16 protein-coding genes are annotated in these 18,023 nt (G+C 67.2%); 7 read left to right on the forward strand and 9 right to left on the reverse strand.

The genetic code is table 11. From position 1 onward, the window contains the following. From AWC18_RS09020 to lmeA, 5 genes are all read right to left on the reverse strand, one after another. Complete coding sequence (locus tag AWC18_RS09020) at positions 1 to 834, reverse strand: sulfurtransferase (RefSeq protein ID WP_064998174.1); 834 nt, start codon at positions 832 to 834, stop codon at positions 1 to 3. Between the two features lie 40 nt (positions 835 to 874). Further along, complete coding sequence (locus tag AWC18_RS09025) at positions 875 to 1,324, reverse strand: DUF4395 domain-containing protein (protein WP_064998175.1); 450 nt, start codon at positions 1,322 to 1,324, stop codon at positions 875 to 877. Positions 1,325 to 1,411: 87 nt separating this feature from the next. Beyond that, entirely contained in the window at positions 1,412 to 1,504 is a 93-nt protein-coding gene (locus AWC18_RS22325) for a putative leader peptide (protein WP_420093323.1), read from the reverse strand. 29 nt (positions 1,505 to 1,533) lie between these two features. After that, positions 1,534 to 1,956, reverse strand: coding sequence for a thioredoxin family protein (locus tag AWC18_RS09030; RefSeq protein ID WP_064998176.1), 423 nt, complete (start codon positions 1,954 to 1,956; stop codon positions 1,534 to 1,536). Beyond that, positions 1,953 to 2,723, reverse strand: coding sequence for a mannan chain length control protein LmeA (gene lmeA, locus AWC18_RS09035; protein ID WP_064998177.1), 771 nt, complete (start codon positions 2,721 to 2,723; stop codon positions 1,953 to 1,955). The genes AWC18_RS09030 and lmeA overlap by 4 nt, the downstream gene beginning before the upstream one ends. Positions 2,724 to 2,805: 82 nt before the next feature. Here lmeA and AWC18_RS09040 point away from each other — a divergent pair, with 82 nt between their 5' ends. The 7 genes from AWC18_RS09040 to hrpA all read left to right on the forward strand — a co-directional run bounded on the left by AWC18_RS09040 (position 2,806) and on the right by hrpA (position 12,574). Further along, positions 2,806 to 3,567 carry a winged helix-turn-helix transcriptional regulator gene (locus AWC18_RS09040; RefSeq protein WP_064998178.1) on the forward strand — a complete coding sequence of 254 codons (762 nt, stop codon included), beginning with the start codon at positions 2,806 to 2,808 and terminating at the stop codon, positions 3,565 to 3,567. Further along, complete coding sequence (mshD, locus tag AWC18_RS22330) at positions 3,564 to 4,586, forward strand: mycothiol synthase (RefSeq protein ID WP_064998179.1); 1,023 nt, start codon at positions 3,564 to 3,566, stop codon at positions 4,584 to 4,586. Before AWC18_RS09040 ends, mshD begins: the two co-directional genes overlap by 4 nt. A gap of 113 nt (positions 4,587 to 4,699) precedes the next feature. After that, on the forward strand, positions 4,700 to 5,818 hold the full coding sequence (pstS, locus tag AWC18_RS09050; RefSeq protein WP_064998180.1) for a phosphate ABC transporter substrate-binding protein PstS: 1,119 nt from the start codon (positions 4,700 to 4,702) through the stop codon (positions 5,816 to 5,818). A 25-nt stretch (positions 5,819 to 5,843) separates the two neighbouring features. Further along, positions 5,844 to 6,848 carry a phosphate ABC transporter permease subunit PstC gene (gene pstC, locus AWC18_RS09055; RefSeq protein WP_064996546.1) on the forward strand — a complete coding sequence of 335 codons (1,005 nt, stop codon included), beginning with the start codon at positions 5,844 to 5,846 and terminating at the stop codon, positions 6,846 to 6,848. Further along, a complete protein-coding gene (pstA, locus tag AWC18_RS09060; RefSeq protein WP_064996478.1) occupies positions 6,845 to 7,759 on the forward strand; it encodes a phosphate ABC transporter permease PstA in 915 nt (304 codons plus the stop codon). Before pstC ends, pstA begins: the two co-directional genes overlap by 4 nt. A gap of 51 nt (positions 7,760 to 7,810) precedes the next feature. Next, positions 7,811 to 8,587 carry a phosphate ABC transporter ATP-binding protein PstB gene (gene pstB, locus AWC18_RS09065; RefSeq protein WP_064996479.1) on the forward strand — a complete coding sequence of 259 codons (777 nt, stop codon included), beginning with the start codon at positions 7,811 to 7,813 and terminating at the stop codon, positions 8,585 to 8,587. 69 nt (positions 8,588 to 8,656) lie between these two features. Next, positions 8,657 to 12,574, forward strand: coding sequence for an ATP-dependent RNA helicase HrpA (hrpA, locus tag AWC18_RS09070; protein ID WP_064996480.1), 3,918 nt, complete (start codon positions 8,657 to 8,659; stop codon positions 12,572 to 12,574). Here hrpA and phoU read toward each other — a convergent pair. The 4 genes from phoU to AWC18_RS09090 form a co-directional block, all read right to left on the reverse strand. Beyond that, on the reverse strand, positions 12,563 to 13,231 hold the full coding sequence (gene phoU, locus AWC18_RS09075; RefSeq protein WP_064996547.1) for a phosphate signaling complex protein PhoU: 669 nt from the start codon (positions 13,229 to 13,231) through the stop codon (positions 12,563 to 12,565). The two genes, hrpA and phoU, sit on opposite strands and share 12 nt — an antisense overlap. A gap of 56 nt (positions 13,232 to 13,287) precedes the next feature. After that, positions 13,288 to 15,552: an LCP family protein gene (locus tag AWC18_RS09080; protein WP_085138467.1), complete on the reverse strand. Its 2,265-nt coding sequence runs from the start codon at positions 15,550 to 15,552 to the stop codon at positions 13,288 to 13,290. 182 nt (positions 15,553 to 15,734) lie between these two features. Next, on the reverse strand, positions 15,735 to 16,889 hold the full coding sequence (gene dusB / locus AWC18_RS09085) for a tRNA dihydrouridine synthase DusB (RefSeq protein ID WP_272937689.1): 1,155 nt from the start codon (positions 16,887 to 16,889) through the stop codon (positions 15,735 to 15,737). Between the two features lie 14 nt (positions 16,890 to 16,903). Further along, positions 16,904 to 17,905: an acyl-ACP desaturase gene (locus AWC18_RS09090; protein WP_064996482.1), complete on the reverse strand. Its 1,002-nt coding sequence runs from the start codon at positions 17,903 to 17,905 to the stop codon at positions 16,904 to 16,906. Between the last annotated feature and the right edge of the window lie 118 nt (positions 17,906 to 18,023).

Genomic DNA, 18,023 nt, shown 5'->3' on the forward strand with positions numbered 1-18,023 from the left:
TCAGCTTCCCAATTCGATCGGGGCACCCACCAGGGAGCCGTATTCCATCCAACTACCGTCGTAGTTCTTGACGTTGCGATGTCCGAGCAGCTCACGCAGCACGAACCAGGTGTGCGACGAGCGCTCACCGATGCGGCAATAGGCGATGGACTCCTTCTGACCATCCAGGCCGGCGTCGGCGTACAGCTTGGCCAGCTCCTCGTCGGACTTGAAGGTGCCATCCTCGTTGGCGGCCCGGCTCCACGGCACGTTGATCGCGCTCGGGACGTGGCCGCGTTGCTGGCTCTGCTCCTGAGGCAGGTGCGCCGGAGCCAGGATCTTGCCGGAGAACTCCTCGGGGGAGCGCACGTCGACGAGGTTCTTGGTGTTGATCGCCGCGATCACGTCGTCGCGGCGGGCCCGCAGGGATTCATCCAGCGGCTTGGCCGTGTAAGACGTGGCGGGCCGGCTGACGGGTTCGCTCGACAGCGGACGGCCGTCGAGTTCCCACTTCTTGCGCCCGCCGTCGAGCAGCTTGACGGATTCGTGTCCGTACAGCTTGAAGTACCAGTAGGCGAAGGCGGCGAACCAGTTGTTGTTGCCGCCGTAGAGGATCACGGTGTCGTCGTTGGCGACGCCGCGTTCGGAGAGCAGCTTGGAAAACGAGGCCTCGTCGATGACGTCGCGCCGTACCGGGTCCTGCAGGTCCTTGCGCCAGTCCAGCCGGATGGCGCCCGGGATGTGGTTGATGTCGTAGACGCTGGTGTCTTCGTCGACTTCGATGAAGACGGTGTTGGGCGCGTCGAGATTGCTCTCAGCCCAGTCGGTGGAGACCAGGACGTCAGAGCGTGCCATGGTGGGGATCCTTTCGAATTGCTATGGGGGAGATGAGTGGTCAGGCCGCGTTCGGCCGTAGGCGTACGACGAGCGGGTAGAGCTGACAGCCCAGACAGATGCCGAAGGCGGCGTTGAGGAAGGCTGCCGCCAGTGCAAAGGCTGTCGCGATCAGGCCGACAGTCGGAGCGAACGCGAAACCCGCGACTCCGACGACGGCAAAGATGAGGCCGACGAGCTGGGCGAAGCGCAGCGGCGCCACCGGCTCACGTTCGGTGACCGGCCCCAGCCGCGGCGCCACCAGCCGGGAGAACAAGAAGCCGTAAGGGTGCCTGCGGGGGCCCAATGCGGCGCCGACGGCGAACACCACGGCTTGGGCGGCCAGCAGGGCGGCCGCAGCCACCGGGCTGAATTCGGCGATGAGCAAGACGGCCACCAGTACGGCGGTGGTGATCCAGGCGGTGAACCGGGGACCCCGGACGTCTACCTGTGTGGTGTCGGTGTTCGGCATAACTGCTCCTGGCTGTCGTGGCGAGTGGCTGGTGGAGGCATGCCAGGGTTTCCCGGGCGGCTCCGATAGCGACGCGAAAGGCGCGTCTCAGCGACAACGACAACAACAGCAGCAGCCCGCGGTGCGGCACAGGTCGACTGTGCGGCGCTTGGTGAGCACAAGCTCAAGGCGGGCGAACACGAGGGAGAGCTTACCCAACGCAGGGGCGGTCAAGCCAACAGAGGTTCCAGTGCGGAACGCAGGTCCGCCGACGTCGGGACACCGGCGGCGCGGTACCGCTGGTGACCGTCGGCGTCGAAGATCACCGTGGTCGGCAGCGACAGCACCGAGAACCTGCGTGCCGCTTCAGGGTTGGCATCGATGTCGATCTCGTGATGGGCGACACCGCCGAGGTCATCGCAGACCTTCTCGACCACTCGGCGCACACCGGCGCAGGGTCCGCACCACGGCGCAGAGAAGTGCACCACCGCCGGACCGCCGGCCGCCAGCCCCAGAAAGGCGGCGTCGGATGCGGCCGCGTCGCCCCCAGGTACGGGATCGGGCATTTCCCGCAATACGCCGGCTCGTCGGTTCAGCCACCATCCGAGCCCACCGGCGAACCCCAGGGCGGCGACGATCGCAACAATGCTCATCTCTGGCGGAACTCCGGCAGGGTGATCGTCATGTCGTCGGCGATGCCCTCGATGATCACATCGGAGCCGCGGGCGCCCTGGCTGGTGGGGACCAGCCCGAACGGCAGCCGCTGCGCAGGCAGGTTGCCGCGGAACGCGGCGAGCACCGCGGTGCGCTGTTGCTCGGGCACGTCCTGGTCGGCGGTGTCTGGCCCGGTCAGCACGCCGGTCGGGGTGATCACCAAGGTGCTGTGATCTTCCCCACTGATCGACAGATCCACGGCCACGCTCACCCGCTTGCCGAAACCCGCTGGCGTTCCGGTGAATACCAGCCCGTGGTTGCTGGAGATTCCGGACTCCGTGGTGCCGCCGGTGTTGTCGTTGGTCTCGGCCGGTGGCGCCTCCACCATCAGGTCGCGAATGCCTAGGTAGCGGCCCAAATGCACGGAACCGATGATGATCCGGCTCTCCAGCCTGGCCACCGGAATCGGGGCGTCCGGCCGGAACCGCCACGTGGCGGCGGTCAGATCGACTGAATGCATGGTGGCCTCCAGCATCGATTTGCCGATCATCGGCTGCTCGACGGCCGGGGCCTTGATCTCCACCTCGTTGTAGTGAGAGCGGCGCGCCTGCGGCAGGAAGGGGAAGCCGAGGATCGCCACGAAGGGGTCCGCACGCAGGTCCGTAGCCTGGCGCACCGCCTTGGACAATTGATATTCGGCGTAGATGCCGGCACCGAAATCGACCCCGGACGCCACCAAGACCACGGCCGCGATCGCGGCCGACATACCGAGAAGCACCCTGCGCACTGGATCATTCTGGCAGGTCGCACGCTATCGTTAGATCACCTGGGACTCTGGAGGGCCTCTATTGGAGTTACTGCTGCTGACCGCTGACCTGCACCCTGACGGGGTGTTGCCGTCGCTGTCCCTGCTCGCGCACACCGTTCGGACGGCCGCGCCAGAGGTTTCCGCCCTGCTTGAGGCCGGTTCGGCTGAAGTGGTTCTGGTGGACGCGCGCACCGATCTGGCCGCTGCCCGCGGACTGTGCCGGCTGCTGAGCGCCACCGCGGGATCGGTCCCGGTGGTCGCCATCGTGACTGAAGGCGGACTGGTGGCGGTCAACGCCGAATGGGGTATCGACGAAATTCTGCTTCCGGGTACTGGACCCGCCGAGACCGACGCGCGGCTGCGGCTGCTGACCGGACGTCGCGGCGCCCCGGCGGCCGAGCAGGCGTCGGGACAGACCAAGCTCGGCGAGCTGGTGATCGACGAGGGCACCTACACCGCCAGGCTGCGGGGCCGCCCGCTGGACCTGACCTACAAAGAGTTCGAGCTGCTGAAGTACCTGACCCAACATGTCGGCCGGGTCTTCACCCGGGCACAGTTGTTGCAGGAGGTCTGGGGCTACGACTTCTTCGGCGGTACCCGCACGGTCGATGTGCACGTTCGGCGGTTGCGCGCCAAGCTCGGCCCGGAATACGAGTCGCTGATCGGCACGGTCCGCAACGTCGGCTACAAGGCGGTCCGGCCGGCGCGGGGCCACTCCGCGGCCGTCTCCGACGATGACGGCGATGACGACTTGGTCGATGACCTCGACGGTGGTGCACCCGAGTCGTTGACGGGTTCGTGACCGCGCCGCAATGGCATGCCGCACTGACCGCTGACGAGCAGCGGCAGGTCCGTGAACTGATCGCCGCTGCCGGCCGCCATGACGGCGTCACTCCGGTGGGGGAGCAGGTGCTGCGAGAGCTCTCCGCGTCCCGCACCGATCATCTTCTCGGCGGTGACGGCGCGACAGTGCTGGGTTACTTGAACCTGACTGCAGGCTCGCGCGACGCCCCCCCGATGGCGGAGCTGGTGGTGGCGCCGCACGCCCGGCGGCGCGGCATCGGGGCGGCGCTGGTGCGCGCCGCACTGGCCAGGACCGACGGCGCCGCCAGGTTCTGGGCGCACGGAACGCTGCCCGCCGCCCGATCCACCGCAGAAGCGCTGGGCCTGGACCCGGTGCGCGAGTTGTTGCAGATGCGCCGATCGCTGCGTGGGCTGCCGCAGCCGGCGGTTCAGCAAGGTTCGACGCAGGAGAGCCGAAGCTGGGACCGCCGCATCAGCCCGGCGGTTCAGCAAGGTTCGACGCAGGAGAGCCGAAGCTGGGACCGCCGCATCAGCACGGTGATCCCGCCCGGCGTGACGATTCGCACCTATGCGGGCGAGGATGACGACGCCGAACTGTTGCGGGTCAACAATGCCGCGTTCTCCTGGCATCCAGAGCAGGGCGGCTGGACGGCCGACGATCTGGCCCAGCGCCGAGCCGAGGCGTGGTTCGATCCGGCCGGACTGTTTCTGGCCTTCGAGGGAACCGTGCTGCTGGGGTTTCACTGGACCAAGATCCACGCCGGCAAACCGGGCGCCGAACGGGCCGGGGAGGTCTACGTCGTGGGAGTCGATCCGGCTGCCCAGGGCCGCGGTCTGGGCCGCGTGCTCACCGAGATCGGCCTGGTCTATCTGGCAGAACGGCTTGCCGATGTCGAGGAGCCGATCGTGCTGCTCTACGTAGAGGCGGACAACACCGCGGCGTTGCGCACCTACGAGCAGTTGGGATTTGTCGTGCACAGTGTCGACACCGCCTACGCCGCAGTGAATCAGCCCTGACGCGGGCACCGGACATCTGTTCACCGTCCGTTCATCTGCCATGTGGTTGCCATCCATGAGTGCCGCATACGTTCCCGGAGAGATCTGAACCGGAGGCCAGAAAGCGAGAACTGATGAGACGCACCAAAGCGGGTCTTGGCCTGGTGGCGGTGGCGATGATGGGGATGGCGCTCAGCGGCTGCGGCAGCGATGACAACACCGCAGGCTCCGCAGGGACCGGAGCCGCATCGAGCCAAGCCGGCTCCGCCGAGTGTGCCGGTAAGAGCACGCTGACCGCCGAGGGATCGACTGCTCAGCAGAACGCGATCGCGGTGTTCAACCAGGTGTGGGGCAAGGTGTGCGCCGGCAAGAACCTGTCCTACAACCCGACGGGTTCGGGTGCGGGCCGCGAGCAGTTCATCGCCGGGCACGTCGACATCGCCGGTTCGGACTCGCCGCTGAGCGAAGCCCAAGTCGCCGAGGCGGCCGACCGGTGCGGCCAGAACCCGGCGTGGCACCTGCCGCTGGTGTTCGGGCCGGTCAGCATCGCCTACAACCTCGACGGGGTCGAAAACCTGGTGGTCAACGGTGACGTGCTGGCCGGGATCTTCAGCGGAGCCATCACCAGCTGGAACGACCCGGCGCTGGTCGCGCTCAACCCGGGCGTGGAACTGCCGGCGACCGCCGTCATCCCGATCTACCGCTCGGATTCCTCGGGCACCACCGACAACTTCCAGAAGTATCTCAGCGCCGCTGCGCCGCAGACCTGGACCAAGGGCGCAGGCAGCGAATTCCAGGGCGGCGTCGGTGAGGGCGCGCAGAAGTCGGCCGGCGTCGTGCAGGCGGTGCAGAGCACGCCCGGCGGCGTCGGCTATGTCGAGAAAGGCTTCGCCGACCAGGCCAATCTTCGATCGGCGATGATCGACTCCGGTTCTGGAGTGGTCGCCGCAACCGACGAGTCGGCCGGTGTCGCGATCGAGTCGGCCGCATTCGTCTCCGAGGACAGCTTTGACATGCGGCTGGACCTGAGGTCGCTCTACGGCACCAAGCAGGCCGCTGCCTACCCGCTAGTCTTGGTGACCTATGAGATCGTCTGCTCCAAGGGCTACGACCCCGACACGTCGGCGGCCGTGAAGTCCTTCCTGCGGACGGCCTCAACCACCGGCCAGGACGAATTGTCGACTGCAGGCTACGTCCGGCTGCCGGACCGGTTGAAACGGCGCTTGGGTGCCGCCATCGACGCGATCCAGTAGCCGCCGTGCCGCAAGCGATGAGGGGGTGTCACGCATCGCCGACTCGACCGTGTCCGCGCCAGCACCGACGCCGCCGGTGACCCCGACGGCGCTGCGTACCACCGGAAGTCGCCTGCACGATCGGCTGTTCCGCCTGGTCGCAGAAGGCTCCGGGGTGTTCATCATCGTCTTGATCAGCGCCGTCGGAGGATTCCTTCTGCTGCGGGCGATACCGGCGCTGCAGCGTAACCGGGAGAACTTCTTCACCTACGGCGGCAGTTGGATCACCACCGACACCTCCGCCATGCATTTCGGCATCGCCGAGATGTTGCAGGTGACGGTGTTCGTCTCCGTGTTCGCGCTGGTGCTGGCCATGCCGGTTGCCCTGGGCGTCGCGATCTATCTCGCCGAATACGCGCCCCGGCAACTCGTGGGCCTGCTGGGCTACCTGGTCGAACTGCTGGCCGCGGTGCCATCGATCATCTACGGAGCGTGGGGACTGTACGTGCTGGCCCCGCAGTTACGCGGCACCGCGCTGTGGCTCAACGAGCATCTCGGTGGCTTCTTCCTGTTCGCCGACGGCAACGTGTCGGTGGCAGGCGGCGGCACCATCTTCACCGGCGGAATCGTGCTGGCGGTGATGATCCTGCCGATCATCACCGCGGTCACCCGCGAGGTGCTGGCTCAGACGCCCCGCGGTCAGATCGAGGCCGCCCTGGCGCTGGGTGCGACCCGCTGGGAAGTGGTCAAGATGGTGATGCTGCCGTTCGGGCGCTCCGGTTACATCAGCGCCGGCATGCTGGGGCTGGGCCGCGCGCTCGGTGAGACGGTGGCGCTGCTGATTGTTCTGCGATCCACCCAGCAGGCGTTCAACTGGTCGCTGTTCGACGGCGGTTCCACCTTCGCCACCAAGATCGCCGCCACCGCGTCGGAGTTCAACGACCAGTACAAGGCGGGTGCTTACATCGCAGCAGGGCTGGTGCTGTTCGTGCTGACACTTGTCGTCAACGCGCTGGCCCGTGCCGCAATCACCCAGAAGGTGCATTCATGACCGCGTTGCTGGACCGGCCCCTCAAGCCGCGCACGTTCGCGGGGGTGGGTCTGCGCCGCCGGGTGGCCAATGCGATTGCGACGGTGCTGGTCACCTCCGCGATGGTCTTGGCGTTGGTGCCTCTGGTATCGGTGATGTACTCGGTGTTCGACTTCGGCTTCGGGGCGGTGTCCACTAGTACCTGGTGGACGCATTCCCAGGCAGGCATGACGGCGTTCGTGGCCGGTGGCGGCGCCTACCATGCGATCGTCGGGACGCTGCTGCAAGGACTGCTGTGTGCGGCCATCTCGATCCCCATCGGGATCTTCGTCGCGATCTATCTCGTCGAATACGGTGGCGGCACCCGACTGGGCAAGCTCGCGACCTTCATGGTCGACATCCTGACCGGAGTCCCGTCCATCGTCGCAGCGCTGTTCGTCTACGCGCTGTGGGTGGCCACCTTGGGATTCCACCGCTCCGGCTTCGCGGTGTCACTGTCGTTGGTGCTGCTGATGGTGCCGGTGATCGTACGCGCGACCGAGGAGATGCTGCGGATCATTCCGATGGACCTGCGCGAAGCCAGCTACGCGCTGGGCGCACCGAAGTGGAAGACCATCACCAGCATCGTCATCCCGACCGCGCTGTCCGGCATCGTCACGGGCATTCTGTTGGCGCTGGCCCGGGTGATGGGCGAGACCGCGCCGCTGCTGATCCTGGTCGGCTATTCGCAGGCGATCAATTTCGATATGTTCCAAGGCTTCATGGGGTCGCTGCCGGGAATGATGTATGACCAGACCTCGGCCGGGGCCGGCGCCGGCGCGGTTCCCACGGATCGTCTCTGGGGTGCTGCGCTGACGCTTATCCTGCTGATCGCGCTACTCAATGTGGCGGCCAGGTTCGGGGCACGCATCTTCGCTCCCAAGAAGTTCTAGACGGTCTCGGCAACCAGCGCGTAGCGGTGGGCGAACAAGGAGAGCTGCACGGTGGCTAAAAGGTTGGACCTCACCGACCTCAACATCTTCTACGGGTCGTTTCACGCCGTTGCCGATGTGTCGCTGTCGGTCGCGCCGCGAAGTGTCACCGCATTCATCGGGCCGTCGGGCTGCGGCAAGTCGACAGTGCTGCGCACGCTCAACCGGATGCACGAGACCACGCCGGGGGCCCGTATCGAGGGCTCGGTGCTGCTTGACGGGGAGAACATCTACGGTCCCGGCATCGACCCGGTCGGGGTCCGCCAAGCCGTCGGCATGGTGTTTCAGCGTCCGAATCCCTTCCCCACCATGTCCATTCGCGACAACGTGGTGGCCGGTCTGAAGCTGCAGGGAATCCGCAACCGCCGCACACTCGACGAAACCGCGGAGTTCTCCCTGCGTGGGGCGAACCTGTGGAACGAGGTCAAGGACCGACTGGACAAGCCCGGTGGCGGGTTGTCCGGCGGTCAGCAGCAGCGGCTGTGCATTGCGCGGGCCATCGCGGTACAGCCCGACGTGCTGTTGATGGATGAGCCCTGCTCGGCGTTGGATCCCATCTCGACGATGGCCATCGAGGAGCTGATCGCCCAGCTCAAGCAGGACTACACCATCGTCATCGTCACCCACAACATGCAGCAGGCGGCGCGGGTCAGCGATCAGACCGCCTTCTTCAACCTCGAGGCCGTCGGCAAACCCGGCCGGTTGATCGAGATCGACGAGACCGAGAAGATCTTCTCCAATCCGCGACTCAAAGCGACCGAGGACTACATCTCGGGTCGTTTCGGCTGACATCTGCCCGGCGGTGCTCGGTCCGATCGCCTGACAGTCGGACCGGCCCGGGCACGTAAGCTTCGCGAAGTGGTCGAACCGTCTGTCGCGCAGCTGCGCACGCTCCTTGACGAGTTGACCCTGCGGGATGCGGCGTACTTCGGTCGGCGCCTGAAGGGCCTGCGTGGCGCAAAGCCCGAGCAGGTGCGAAAGCTGGCCGAGAAGATGGGCGAGGCGCAGGCGCTGGTCGCCGCACGGCGCGCCGCCGTGCCGAATGTCCGCTATCCCGACCTGCCGGTCAGCGATCGCCGGGAGGAGATCGCCGCGGCGATCAGGGACCACCAGGTGGTGGTGGTGGCCGGCGAGACCGGTTCCGGCAAGACCACCCAGCTGCCCAAGATCTGTCTGGAGCTGGGCCGGGGCATTCGCGGCACCATTGGCCACACGCAGCCGCGACGGCTGGCCGCGCGCACCGTGGCTCAGCGCATCGCCGACGAATTGGCCGGCCCGCTGGGCGACGTCGTCGGGTACGCGGTCCGGTTCACCGATCGAGTGTCCGATCGGACCCTGATCAAACTGATGACCGACGGCATTCTGCTTGCCGAGCTGGAACGGGATCGTCGGTTGCTGCGCTACGACACGCTGATCATCGACGAGGCTCACGAGCGCAGCCTCAACATCGACTTCCTGCTCGGATACCTGCGGGAGTTGCTGCCGCGCCGGCCAGACCTGAAGGTGATCATCACCTCGGCCACCATCGAACCCGAACGCTTTGCAGCACATTTCAGCCGAGCTGATGATCAGGTGCCGATCGTCGAGGTGTCGGGCCGCAGCTACCCGGTGGAGATCCGCTATCGCCCGTTGGAACTGCCGGTCGCCCCGCAGGCCGTAGCCGAATCCGCAGATCCCAATGACCCGGATCAGGAGATCATCCGGACCGAGACCCGCGACGAGATCGAGGCGATCGTCGACGCGGTGCACGAGCTGTCCACCGAACCACCCGGCGACATCTTGGTGTTCCTGTCCGGTGAGCGCGAGATCCGCGACACCGCAGAAGCTCTCGGCGGACTGACCAACACCGAGATTCTGCCGTTGTATGCGCGGTTGTCCACCGCCGAACAACAGAAGGTGTTCGCACCGGCGCGCGCCGGCCGCCGGATCGTGTTGGCCACCAACGTGGCGGAGACATCGCTGACCGTGCCGGGCATCCGCTATGTGATCGACCCGGGCAATGCGCGCATCTCCCGCTACAGTCGCCGGCTGAAGGTGCAGCGGCTGCCGATCGAACCCATCTCGCAGGCTTCGGCCGCGCAGCGCAGCGGACGGTGTGGTCGCACCGCGCCCGGGGTCTGCATCCGGCTGTACAGCGAAGCCGATTTCGCCACTCGGCCGCGCTACACCGACCCCGAGGTGCTGCGCACCAACCTGGCCGCGGTGCTGTTGCGGATGGCGTCGCTGCGGTTGGGTGCGGTGGAAGACTTCGGCTTCCTCGACCCGCCCGATTCGCGCAGCATCCGCGACGGAGTCGCGCTGCTGGTCGAGCTCGGCGCGTTCACGGCACAGGGGGAGATCACCGATGTCGGCCGCCGGCTGGCCCGGCTCCCGGTGGACCCGCGGTTGGGGCGGATGATCCTGGCCGCCGAGACCGAGGGGTGTGTGCGCGAAATGCTGGTGCTCACCGCCGCCCTGACCATCCCCGATCCCAGGGAGCGGCCGGTCGACAAGGAGGAGGCGGCCCGGGCCAAACATGCCCGGTTCGTCGACGAAGACTCCGACTTCATCGCCTATCTCAACTTGTGGTCATACCTGTCAGAACAGCGGAAATCTCTGAGCGGCAGTGCGTTTCGGCGGATGTGTCGCAATGAATTTCTGCATTACCTGCGGATCCGGGAATGGCAGGATTTGGTGGGCCAACTGCGCAGCATCGCGGCCGACATCGGCATCCGCGAATCCGCCGAGCCGGCCAAGCCGGCCGCCATCCACGCTGCGCTGCTGGCCGGGTTGCTGTCGCACGTCGGGATGCGACGCGACGACGGCCGCGAGTTCGCCGGCGCGCGCAACTCGAAATTCGTGCTGGCGCCCGGTTCGGTGCTGGCCAGACGGCCACCGCGCTGGACCATGGTGGCCGAGCTGGTGGAGACCAGCCGGCTGTACGGGCGCACCGCCGCGCGCATCCAACCGGAAACCGTCGAGCGGGTCGCGGCGGATCTGGTGCAGCGCAGCTACAGCGAACCGCACTGGGACGCCAAGCGCGGCGAGGTGATGGCCTTCGAGAAGGTGACGCTGTACGGGCTTCCGCTGGTGGCACGCCGCAGGGTCGGCTACGCGCGGGTGGAGCCCGCGGTGGCCCGCGAGCTGTTCATCCGGCATGCGCTGGTGGAGGGCGACTGGGAGACCCGGCACCGGTTCCTGGCCGACAACGCCGCGCTGCGTACCCAACTGCAGGAGCTGGAGGACCGGGTCCGCCGCCGCGATCTGATCGTCGACGACGACACCGTCTACGACCTCTACGACGCCCGGATTCCCGCCGAGGTGGTCTCGGCGAGGCACTTCGACGGCTGGTGGAAGAAGCAGCGCAAGGTCACGCCCGAGCTGCTGACCTTCACCCGCGACGAGCTGCTGCGCACCGAGGAGACGCTCGGCGCCGACCGGCCGGACAGTTGGGCCACCGCAGATCTCACGTTGCCGCTGACCTATCGCTTCGAGCCGGGCGCCGCCGACGACGGCGTCACCGTCCACGTGCCGATCGATGTGCTGGCACGCCTGCATGGCGATGAGTTCGCCTGGCAGGTACCGGCGCTGCGTGAGGAGCTGATCACCGCACTGATCCGGTCCCTGCCCAAAGATCTGCGACGTAACTTCGTTCCGGCCCCCGACACCGCGCGCGCGGTGCTGTCGGCGATCGAACCGGCTGGCGAGCCGCTGCTGGAGGCGCTGGTCCACGAGCTGCGTCGACGCACCGGTGTTCAGGTCGGAATCGACGACTTCGATCTGAGCAAGGTGCCGGCGCACCTGCGGGTGACCTTCGCCGTTCAGGATGCGGACGGCGCCGAGGTGGCTCGCGGCAAAGACCTCGGCGCCCTGCAGGAACGACTGGCGGCGTCGGCCCGCGAGGCCGTCGCGGATGCGGTGGGGGCGGACCTGGAACGCAACGGACTGCGCAGCTGGCCGGATGACCTGGACACCCTGCCGCGGGTCGTGCAGCGGATGGTGGCTGGGCGCGCGGTGCGTGGCTTCCCGGCGTTTGTCGATGCCGGCGCCACGGCACAGCTTCGGGTGTTCTCCGCTGAGGCGCAGCAACGGTCCGCGCTCGGCCCCGGAATTCGCCGACTGCTGCGCTGCGATATTCCTTCACCGGTCAAAGCTGTTGAACGTCAGCTGGATTCGCAGACACGGCTGATGCTCAAGGCGAATCCGGACGGGACACTGGCGGCGCTCATCAACGACTGTGCCGACGCCGCCACCGACGCGTTGACACCGGCACCGGTGTGGACCCGTGACGAGTACGTCGCGCTGCGGAGCCGGGTGGGCGCCGCGCTGGTGGCCACCACCGCTGACGTGGTGGCGCGCGTGGCCCAGGTGCTGGCCGCGGCCCGAGACGCCCAGGTGGCGCTACCGGCACAGCCGCCGGCCGGCCAGGCCGACGCCGTCGCCGATATCGTCGCCCAGCTGGACACGCTGCTGGCGCCCGGATTCGTCACCACCACCGGGCGTGCACGCCTGGGTGACCTCTCCCGCTACCTCGCCGCGATCCGTCGCCGGCTCGAGCAGCTGCCCCGTGCGCTGCAGGCCGACCGGGAACGGATGGCCCGGGTGCACGCGGTCCAGGACGCCTACCAGGACCTATTGGCGGCCCTGCCTACCGCGCGCCACGGTGACGACGACGTGCGCGACATCGCTCGCCAAATTCAGGAGCTACGGGTGAGTCTGTGGGCTCAGCAGCTGGGGACCCCACGCCCAGTCAGCGAACAGCGCATCTACCGGGCGATAGACGCATTACTCGCTTGAGGGCAGGGTGTGCTCGTCGGGGAACTTGCCGGTGGCCTGGAAGATGACCCGGCGAGCAACCTCGACCGCATGGTCGGCGAACCGCTCGTAGAAACGGCCCAACAACGTCACGTCCACGGCGGCGGCCACGCCGTGGCGCCACTCCTTGTCCATCAGCACCGAAAACAGATGCCGGTGCAGGTCGTCCATCGCGTCGTCTTCTTCGCGGATCCGGGCGGCCTTCTCCGGGTCGCGCGACAACAGCACCTCTTGTGCACTGTTGCCCAACTCGACTGCAAGCCTGCCCATTTCGGCGAAGTACCCGTTGACCTCTTCGGGCAGTGCGTGTTGGGGATGGCGCCGGCGGGTGATCTTGGCGACGTGCAGGGCCAACGCGCCCATCCGGTCGATGTCGGCCACTATCTGAATGGAACTGACGATGGCACGTAGATCGCCGGCGACCGGGGCCTGCAACGCCAGCAGCACGAAGGCGCTTTCCTCGGCGCGGGTGCTCATCGCGGCGATCTTCTCGTGATCGGTGATCACCTGCTCGGCCAGCATCAAGTCGGCTTGCAGCAGGGCCTGAGTGGCGCGTTCCATTGCTGCCCCGGCCAAGCCGCACATGGTGCCGAGCTGCTCAGCCAGATCCGAGAGCTGCTCATGGTACGCGGTTCGCATGCCCACAAGCCTAGCCGTGGGCCGCCCTTCGCGCGGGTCCGGCGGGAGTGCGCCTACTACTCGCAGGTGGTGTCGGCGGCGTTGGTGACAGTCAGGTCGTCGGGAAGTTCGGTCGGCTCGACGTTGGCAGGGCGCATGAGTTGCACGCTGACCTGCGAGCCGCTGGCCGCGGGCTTGGTCACGGTGCGGAAGTCTGAGCCCAGGACCACGCGGACGATGTTGCCCAGTCCGCTGACCCGCTCGATCGGTGCGCCCGACAGCGCCGAGGAGACGGTGGCGGCGGCCTGTTCGTTACCGGGGGAGTACAACACCTTGGTGGCCTTGACGGTGCCGGGGTAGTCGTCGGCGTTGTCGACGTTGAAGCCCCACTGTTGCAGGCTTTCGGAGGTGGCGCCGGCCAGGCCGGTCTGATCGGTGGCGTTGGACACCCGCACCATGACCTCGGCGGGTGAGGTTGTGACCGCGTGCACCTGCTCGCTGAGAGGCCTGACCGCCAGGTTGTCCTGCGATCCCGGCAGGGCGGTGGACGGAGTCGCGGGGCTGGCCGCCGTGGTGGAGGCCGAGGTGGCGTTGTGGTCGTTCTCGCCGGGCAGGGGGTCGTCGTTGATGATGGCGTCGAACAGTGCCCGCATGTCGTCCATCCGGGGGACCTCGTCGCCGTTCTCATCGGTCTCGCTGGTCGGAACCGTGACGAAGGTGATGTGCCCGGCGGCGACCTTCTGCAACGACTGGCCGAGGTTGACCAGGTCCTTGGTGGTGACGTTGTCCACCGAGCTGTCGCCGATGAACATGTTGACCACGTTGTTGAGCTTGGTCGGTGAGAAGAAGGTGTTGGTGGAGATCAACGAGCGCAGCAGGGACGACAAGAACAGCTGCTGGCGCTTGATGCGGCCGTAGTCGCCGTTGTCCTCGGTGGTGACGTGACGAGCCCGCACGTAGTTCAGCGCGGTCGCGCCGTTGACTCGCTGGCGTCCGGTCTCCTCGAGGACGCTGCCCAGCACCAGGTCATACAGCGGGCTGGGGGTACACACCTCGACACCGCCGAGCGCGTCGACCATCTTGCCGAATCCCACGAAGTCGACGGCCATGAACCGGTTGATCGCCAGACCGGACAGTTTCTGGATCTCCTTGACCAGGCACTTCGGTCCGCCGAAAGCGTACGTCGAGTTCAGCTTCGTCTCGGTGTAGACGATCTCGTCGCCGTAGGTTCCGGTTTCCTCGTCATAAATCGGCCCGTATGTGCCGGTCGCGGAGTTCCAGGCCTCGCACTGGATCGGGGTGATCGCCAAGTCGCGGGGGAACGACACCACCACCACGCGCTTACGGTTGGCCGGAATGTTGACCAGCATGATCGTGTCGGAACGAGCCCCGTCGGCGTCCTCGGTGCTGCCGGCCCCGATCGCGCTGTTGGCGCCGGCGCGGGTGTCAGCGCCGACGATCAGGAAGTTCTCGTCGCCGTATTGGCCGGCCGCATCGAGAATGTCGTGCGAGTCGGGGTCCAGGGCGCTGACGTGGTTGAGGCTGCGGTTCTTCGATGAGCTCCACTGCCAGGCCGATCCGGTCAGCACCAGTGCGAGGATCGCCATCATGGCAGCCACTGCCCGGCCCGCGAGCTTCGCTCGGTGGTGGGGTGCGTGCGGGTGCGGTTCAGCTGTGTCGGGATCGATGCGCACCGGCGGTATCTCGGGCGCGACGTCCGGCGTTTCGGCGAGGCTCGACGGCAGCAACTCGGTGGTGGCCGCCGACTCGTCCCAGTCGGGGGCGTCGGCCGGCTCGAGTGATGTGCCGTGGATGAGGTCGAGGTCGGGCACTTCCGACGGGTAGGCCAGTTCGACGAGGTCGGGCGCCGTGGCGGGCGCATCGGCGATTTCGACCGCCTGCTGCTCGGATACGACGGTGGGCTCCAGCGGCTCGGCGGGCTCGCCGTGCTCGAGGGGCTCGCCGTGTTCACCGTGCTCGACCTGTTCACCGTGCTCGACCTGCTCGACCTGCTCGACCTGCTCGCCGGGCTCGCCGGGCTCGACGAATTCGGCCGCTTCGCGGTGCTCGGGGCGGGCTGAGGCGGCCCGGCGTTGGCTGCGCCCGCCGGAGGGCGGCGGGTCGGCGTTGACCTTGGCGATGAGATCGGCGACGCTCACCGTCCCGTTGCGGCGCCGAGAGGCGTTTCGCCGGTGTGGAGCCGCGGGGGTGTCCGCCGACGGGTTCTGCCAGCGTTCCCAGGGTGCGGGCCCAGGCGGCGTCATCGTCATCAGCTGGCGGTCGCCGTCATCGTGCCCCTCCGGCGCCCAGCGGCCAGGAGTGGCGTTATCGCCGTCACTCATGTCCTGTGGGGCCTCCGAGTCCTCGATATCGGCGCGTGTCGCTCACATGCCGATTCGGTGCGGATGATCGCCATTGGTCTCCGCACCTGCGTCCGCCCCGCAGAGACGATCTCTGCCTGGGGTAATAAGCTACTTATCCTACTGAGAACTTGCCAGACACGCGATGTCGACAAAGTCTCATTTCAGCCACCTGAGTGCATAATGTCCGCTCCGGCCGGCACCGCACAGTCGTCGGGGTCCTCCAGCCACCCTTCGGGCAGGCTGACCTTGGCCGGCGATCCCTGGCGCCCCCGGGGGCCGGTGGCGGCCTTGGGGAAGGGGACCGAGCCGTCCAGCTGCTGCAGCAGCTCGTCGAGCTGGGACAGCGTGGTCACCATCGCCAGCGCGCGCCGCAGCTCCGAACCAGCGGGGAATCCGTGCAGGTACCAGGCGACGTGCTTGCGGATCTCGCGCATGCCCTTGTCCTCGCCGAAGTGCTGGGCCAGCAACTCGCCGTGACGGCGGATGATGTCGGCGACTTCGCCCAAGGTGGGTGGGGTGGGGGCGGGGCGGCCCGCGAAAGCCGCCGAGAGCTCGCCGAACAACCAGGGGCGCCCCAGGCAGCCGCGGCCTATCACCACACCGTCGCAGCCGGTGGCCGCCATCATGGCCAGGGCGTCGCCCGCCTCGAAGATGTCGCCGTTGCCCAGCACGGGGATGGAACGGACCTGCGACTTGAGTGCCGCGATCTGCTCCCAGTCGGCCGTTCCGGAGTAGCGTTGCGCCGCGGTCCGGGCGTGCAGAGCCACCGCCGCGGCCCCCTCGCTCTCGGCGATGCGCCCGGCGTCCAGATGGGTGTGGGTGGCGTCGTCGATGCCGATCCGGAACTTGACGGTCACGGGAATGTCGGTGCCGGCAGTGCCGCGCACCGCTGCGGCGACGATATTGCCGAACAGCCGGCGCTTGTAGGGCAGCGCCGACCCGCCGCCGAGACGGGTCACCTTGGGCACCGGGCAGCCGAAATTCATGTCGATGTGGTCAGCAAGGCCCTCGTCGGCGATCATCTTCGCCGCGGCATAGGTGGTGTCGGGGTCGACGGTGTAGAGCTGCAGCGAGCGCGGTGACTCATCCGGCCCGAACGTCGTCATGTGCAGGGTGGCCGGATGCCGTTCGACCAGCGCCCGTGCAGTGACCATCTCGCAGACATAGAGCCCGCTGACCGTGCCGGCCCGGGACTGTTCCAGCTCGCGGCAGAGCGTACGGAAGGCGACGTTGGTGACGCCGGCCATCGGGGCCAGCACGACGGGACTGGCAAGCTGGAGCGAACCGATCCGCAGCGCAGGCCGCGTTGCGACCAGGTCGCCGCCATGAGCTACGGCGCTGATGGCTCCAACACCTTCTTGGCGGCGCGCTTCTCGGCCATCTTGGCCTCCCGCTCGAGCCGGCGCTGCTTGGCCAGCTCGAACTTCTCGCACGTGTCGTCCAGTTCGGCGACGATCTTGCCGATCAACTCTTGGTAGCGGGCCGCCTCGCCGGTGAACTCCCGCTCGAGGATTCCCCACTTCTTCAGCACCGGCATCACCACGTCGTCGCGGTGGATGATCGGGTCGTAGACGCCGCCGACCGCGATGATGACCGCCTTGCGGCGGAACTCGGGGACGACGAATCCGGGCATCTGGAAGTTGGCCAGCACGCGGTGCAGCGAGCGCATCGCCTGTTGCGGGGCGATGTCGAAGCCGACGGCGCTGATGTCGCGGTAGAAGATCATGTGCAGGTTCTCGTCGTGCGAGATCCGCGCCAGCAGCTGGTCGGCGATGGGGTCGTTGCAGGCCTGGCCGGTGTTGCGGTGCGAGATCCGGGTGGCCAGTTCCTGGAAGCTCACGTAGATGACCGAGTCGAACAGGCTTTCGGCGAACAGGTCGTCTTGGACCTGGTGGTTCTGGCCCGGGCTGAAGCCGCGGTTGACGGTCTCCATCCGCAGTGTTTCCAGTTCGATGGGGTCGCAGTTGCGCGTGACCACCAGGTAGTCGCGCAGCGCGATGCCGTGGCGGTTCTCCTCGGCGGTCCAGCGGTTGACCCAGGTGCCCCACGGGGCGTCCATGGTGAAGTTCATCGCGATCTCGCGGTGATACGACGGCAGGTTGTCCTCGGTCAGCAGGTTCTGCACCATTGCCGTCCGGGCGACCTCGGACAGTTTCGACTGCTCAGGATGCCAATCCTGACCGCCGAGCGCGTAGTAGTTCTTGCCCTCCGACCAGGGAATGTAGTCGTGGGGGTTCCAGTCCTTGGCCATGGAGAAGTGTCGGTTGATGAGTTTCTCTACGACGGGCTCGAGCTCGTGCAGCAGCTCCAGGTCAGTCCATTCCCGCGTCATGCCAGCTCCCCAGATATCTGTGTCGACTAGTTGCAGGCAATATATCTGTGTCTGTCGGTAGCATCAAGTTTTCCGGTGCGTGTTCGGGCCGGCTGAATCGATCGCTGCGCCGCGCAGG

The sequence above is a fragment of the Mycolicibacter nonchromogenicus genome (genome assembly GCF_002101775.1).
Taxonomy (GTDB): Bacteria; Actinomycetota; Actinomycetes; order Mycobacteriales; family Mycobacteriaceae; genus Mycobacterium; species Mycobacterium nonchromogenicum.

Bases quoted from the DNA above. Each gene is read 5' to 3' on its own strand.
- pstA (WP_064996478.1), top strand. From the start codon at position 6,845: ATGACCGCGTTGCTGGACCGGCCCCTCAAGCCGCGCACGTTCGCGGGG.
- AWC18_RS09080 (WP_085138467.1), bottom strand. From the start codon at position 15,552: ATGAGTGACGGCGATAACGCCACTCCTGGCCGCTGGGCGCCGGAGGGG.
- AWC18_RS09090 (WP_064996482.1), bottom strand. From the start codon at position 17,905: ATGACGCGGGAATGGACTGACCTGGAGCTGCTGCACGAGCTCGAGCCC.
- lmeA (WP_064998177.1), bottom strand. From the start codon at position 2,723: ATGTCGGCCGCGATCGCGGCCGTGGTCTTGGTGGCGTCCGGGGTCGAT.
- phoU (WP_064996547.1), bottom strand. From the start codon at position 13,231: ATGCGAACCGCGTACCATGAGCAGCTCTCGGATCTGGCTGAGCAGCTC.
- AWC18_RS09025 (WP_064998175.1), bottom strand. From the start codon at position 1,324: ATGCCGAACACCGACACCACACAGGTAGACGTCCGGGGTCCCCGGTTC.
- AWC18_RS09030 (WP_064998176.1), bottom strand. From the start codon at position 1,956: ATGAGCATTGTTGCGATCGTCGCCGCCCTGGGGTTCGCCGGTGGGCTC.
- AWC18_RS09020 (WP_064998174.1), bottom strand. From the start codon at position 834: ATGGCACGCTCTGACGTCCTGGTCTCCACCGACTGGGCTGAGAGCAAT.
- pstS (WP_064998180.1), top strand. From the start codon at position 4,700: ATGAGACGCACCAAAGCGGGTCTTGGCCTGGTGGCGGTGGCGATGATG.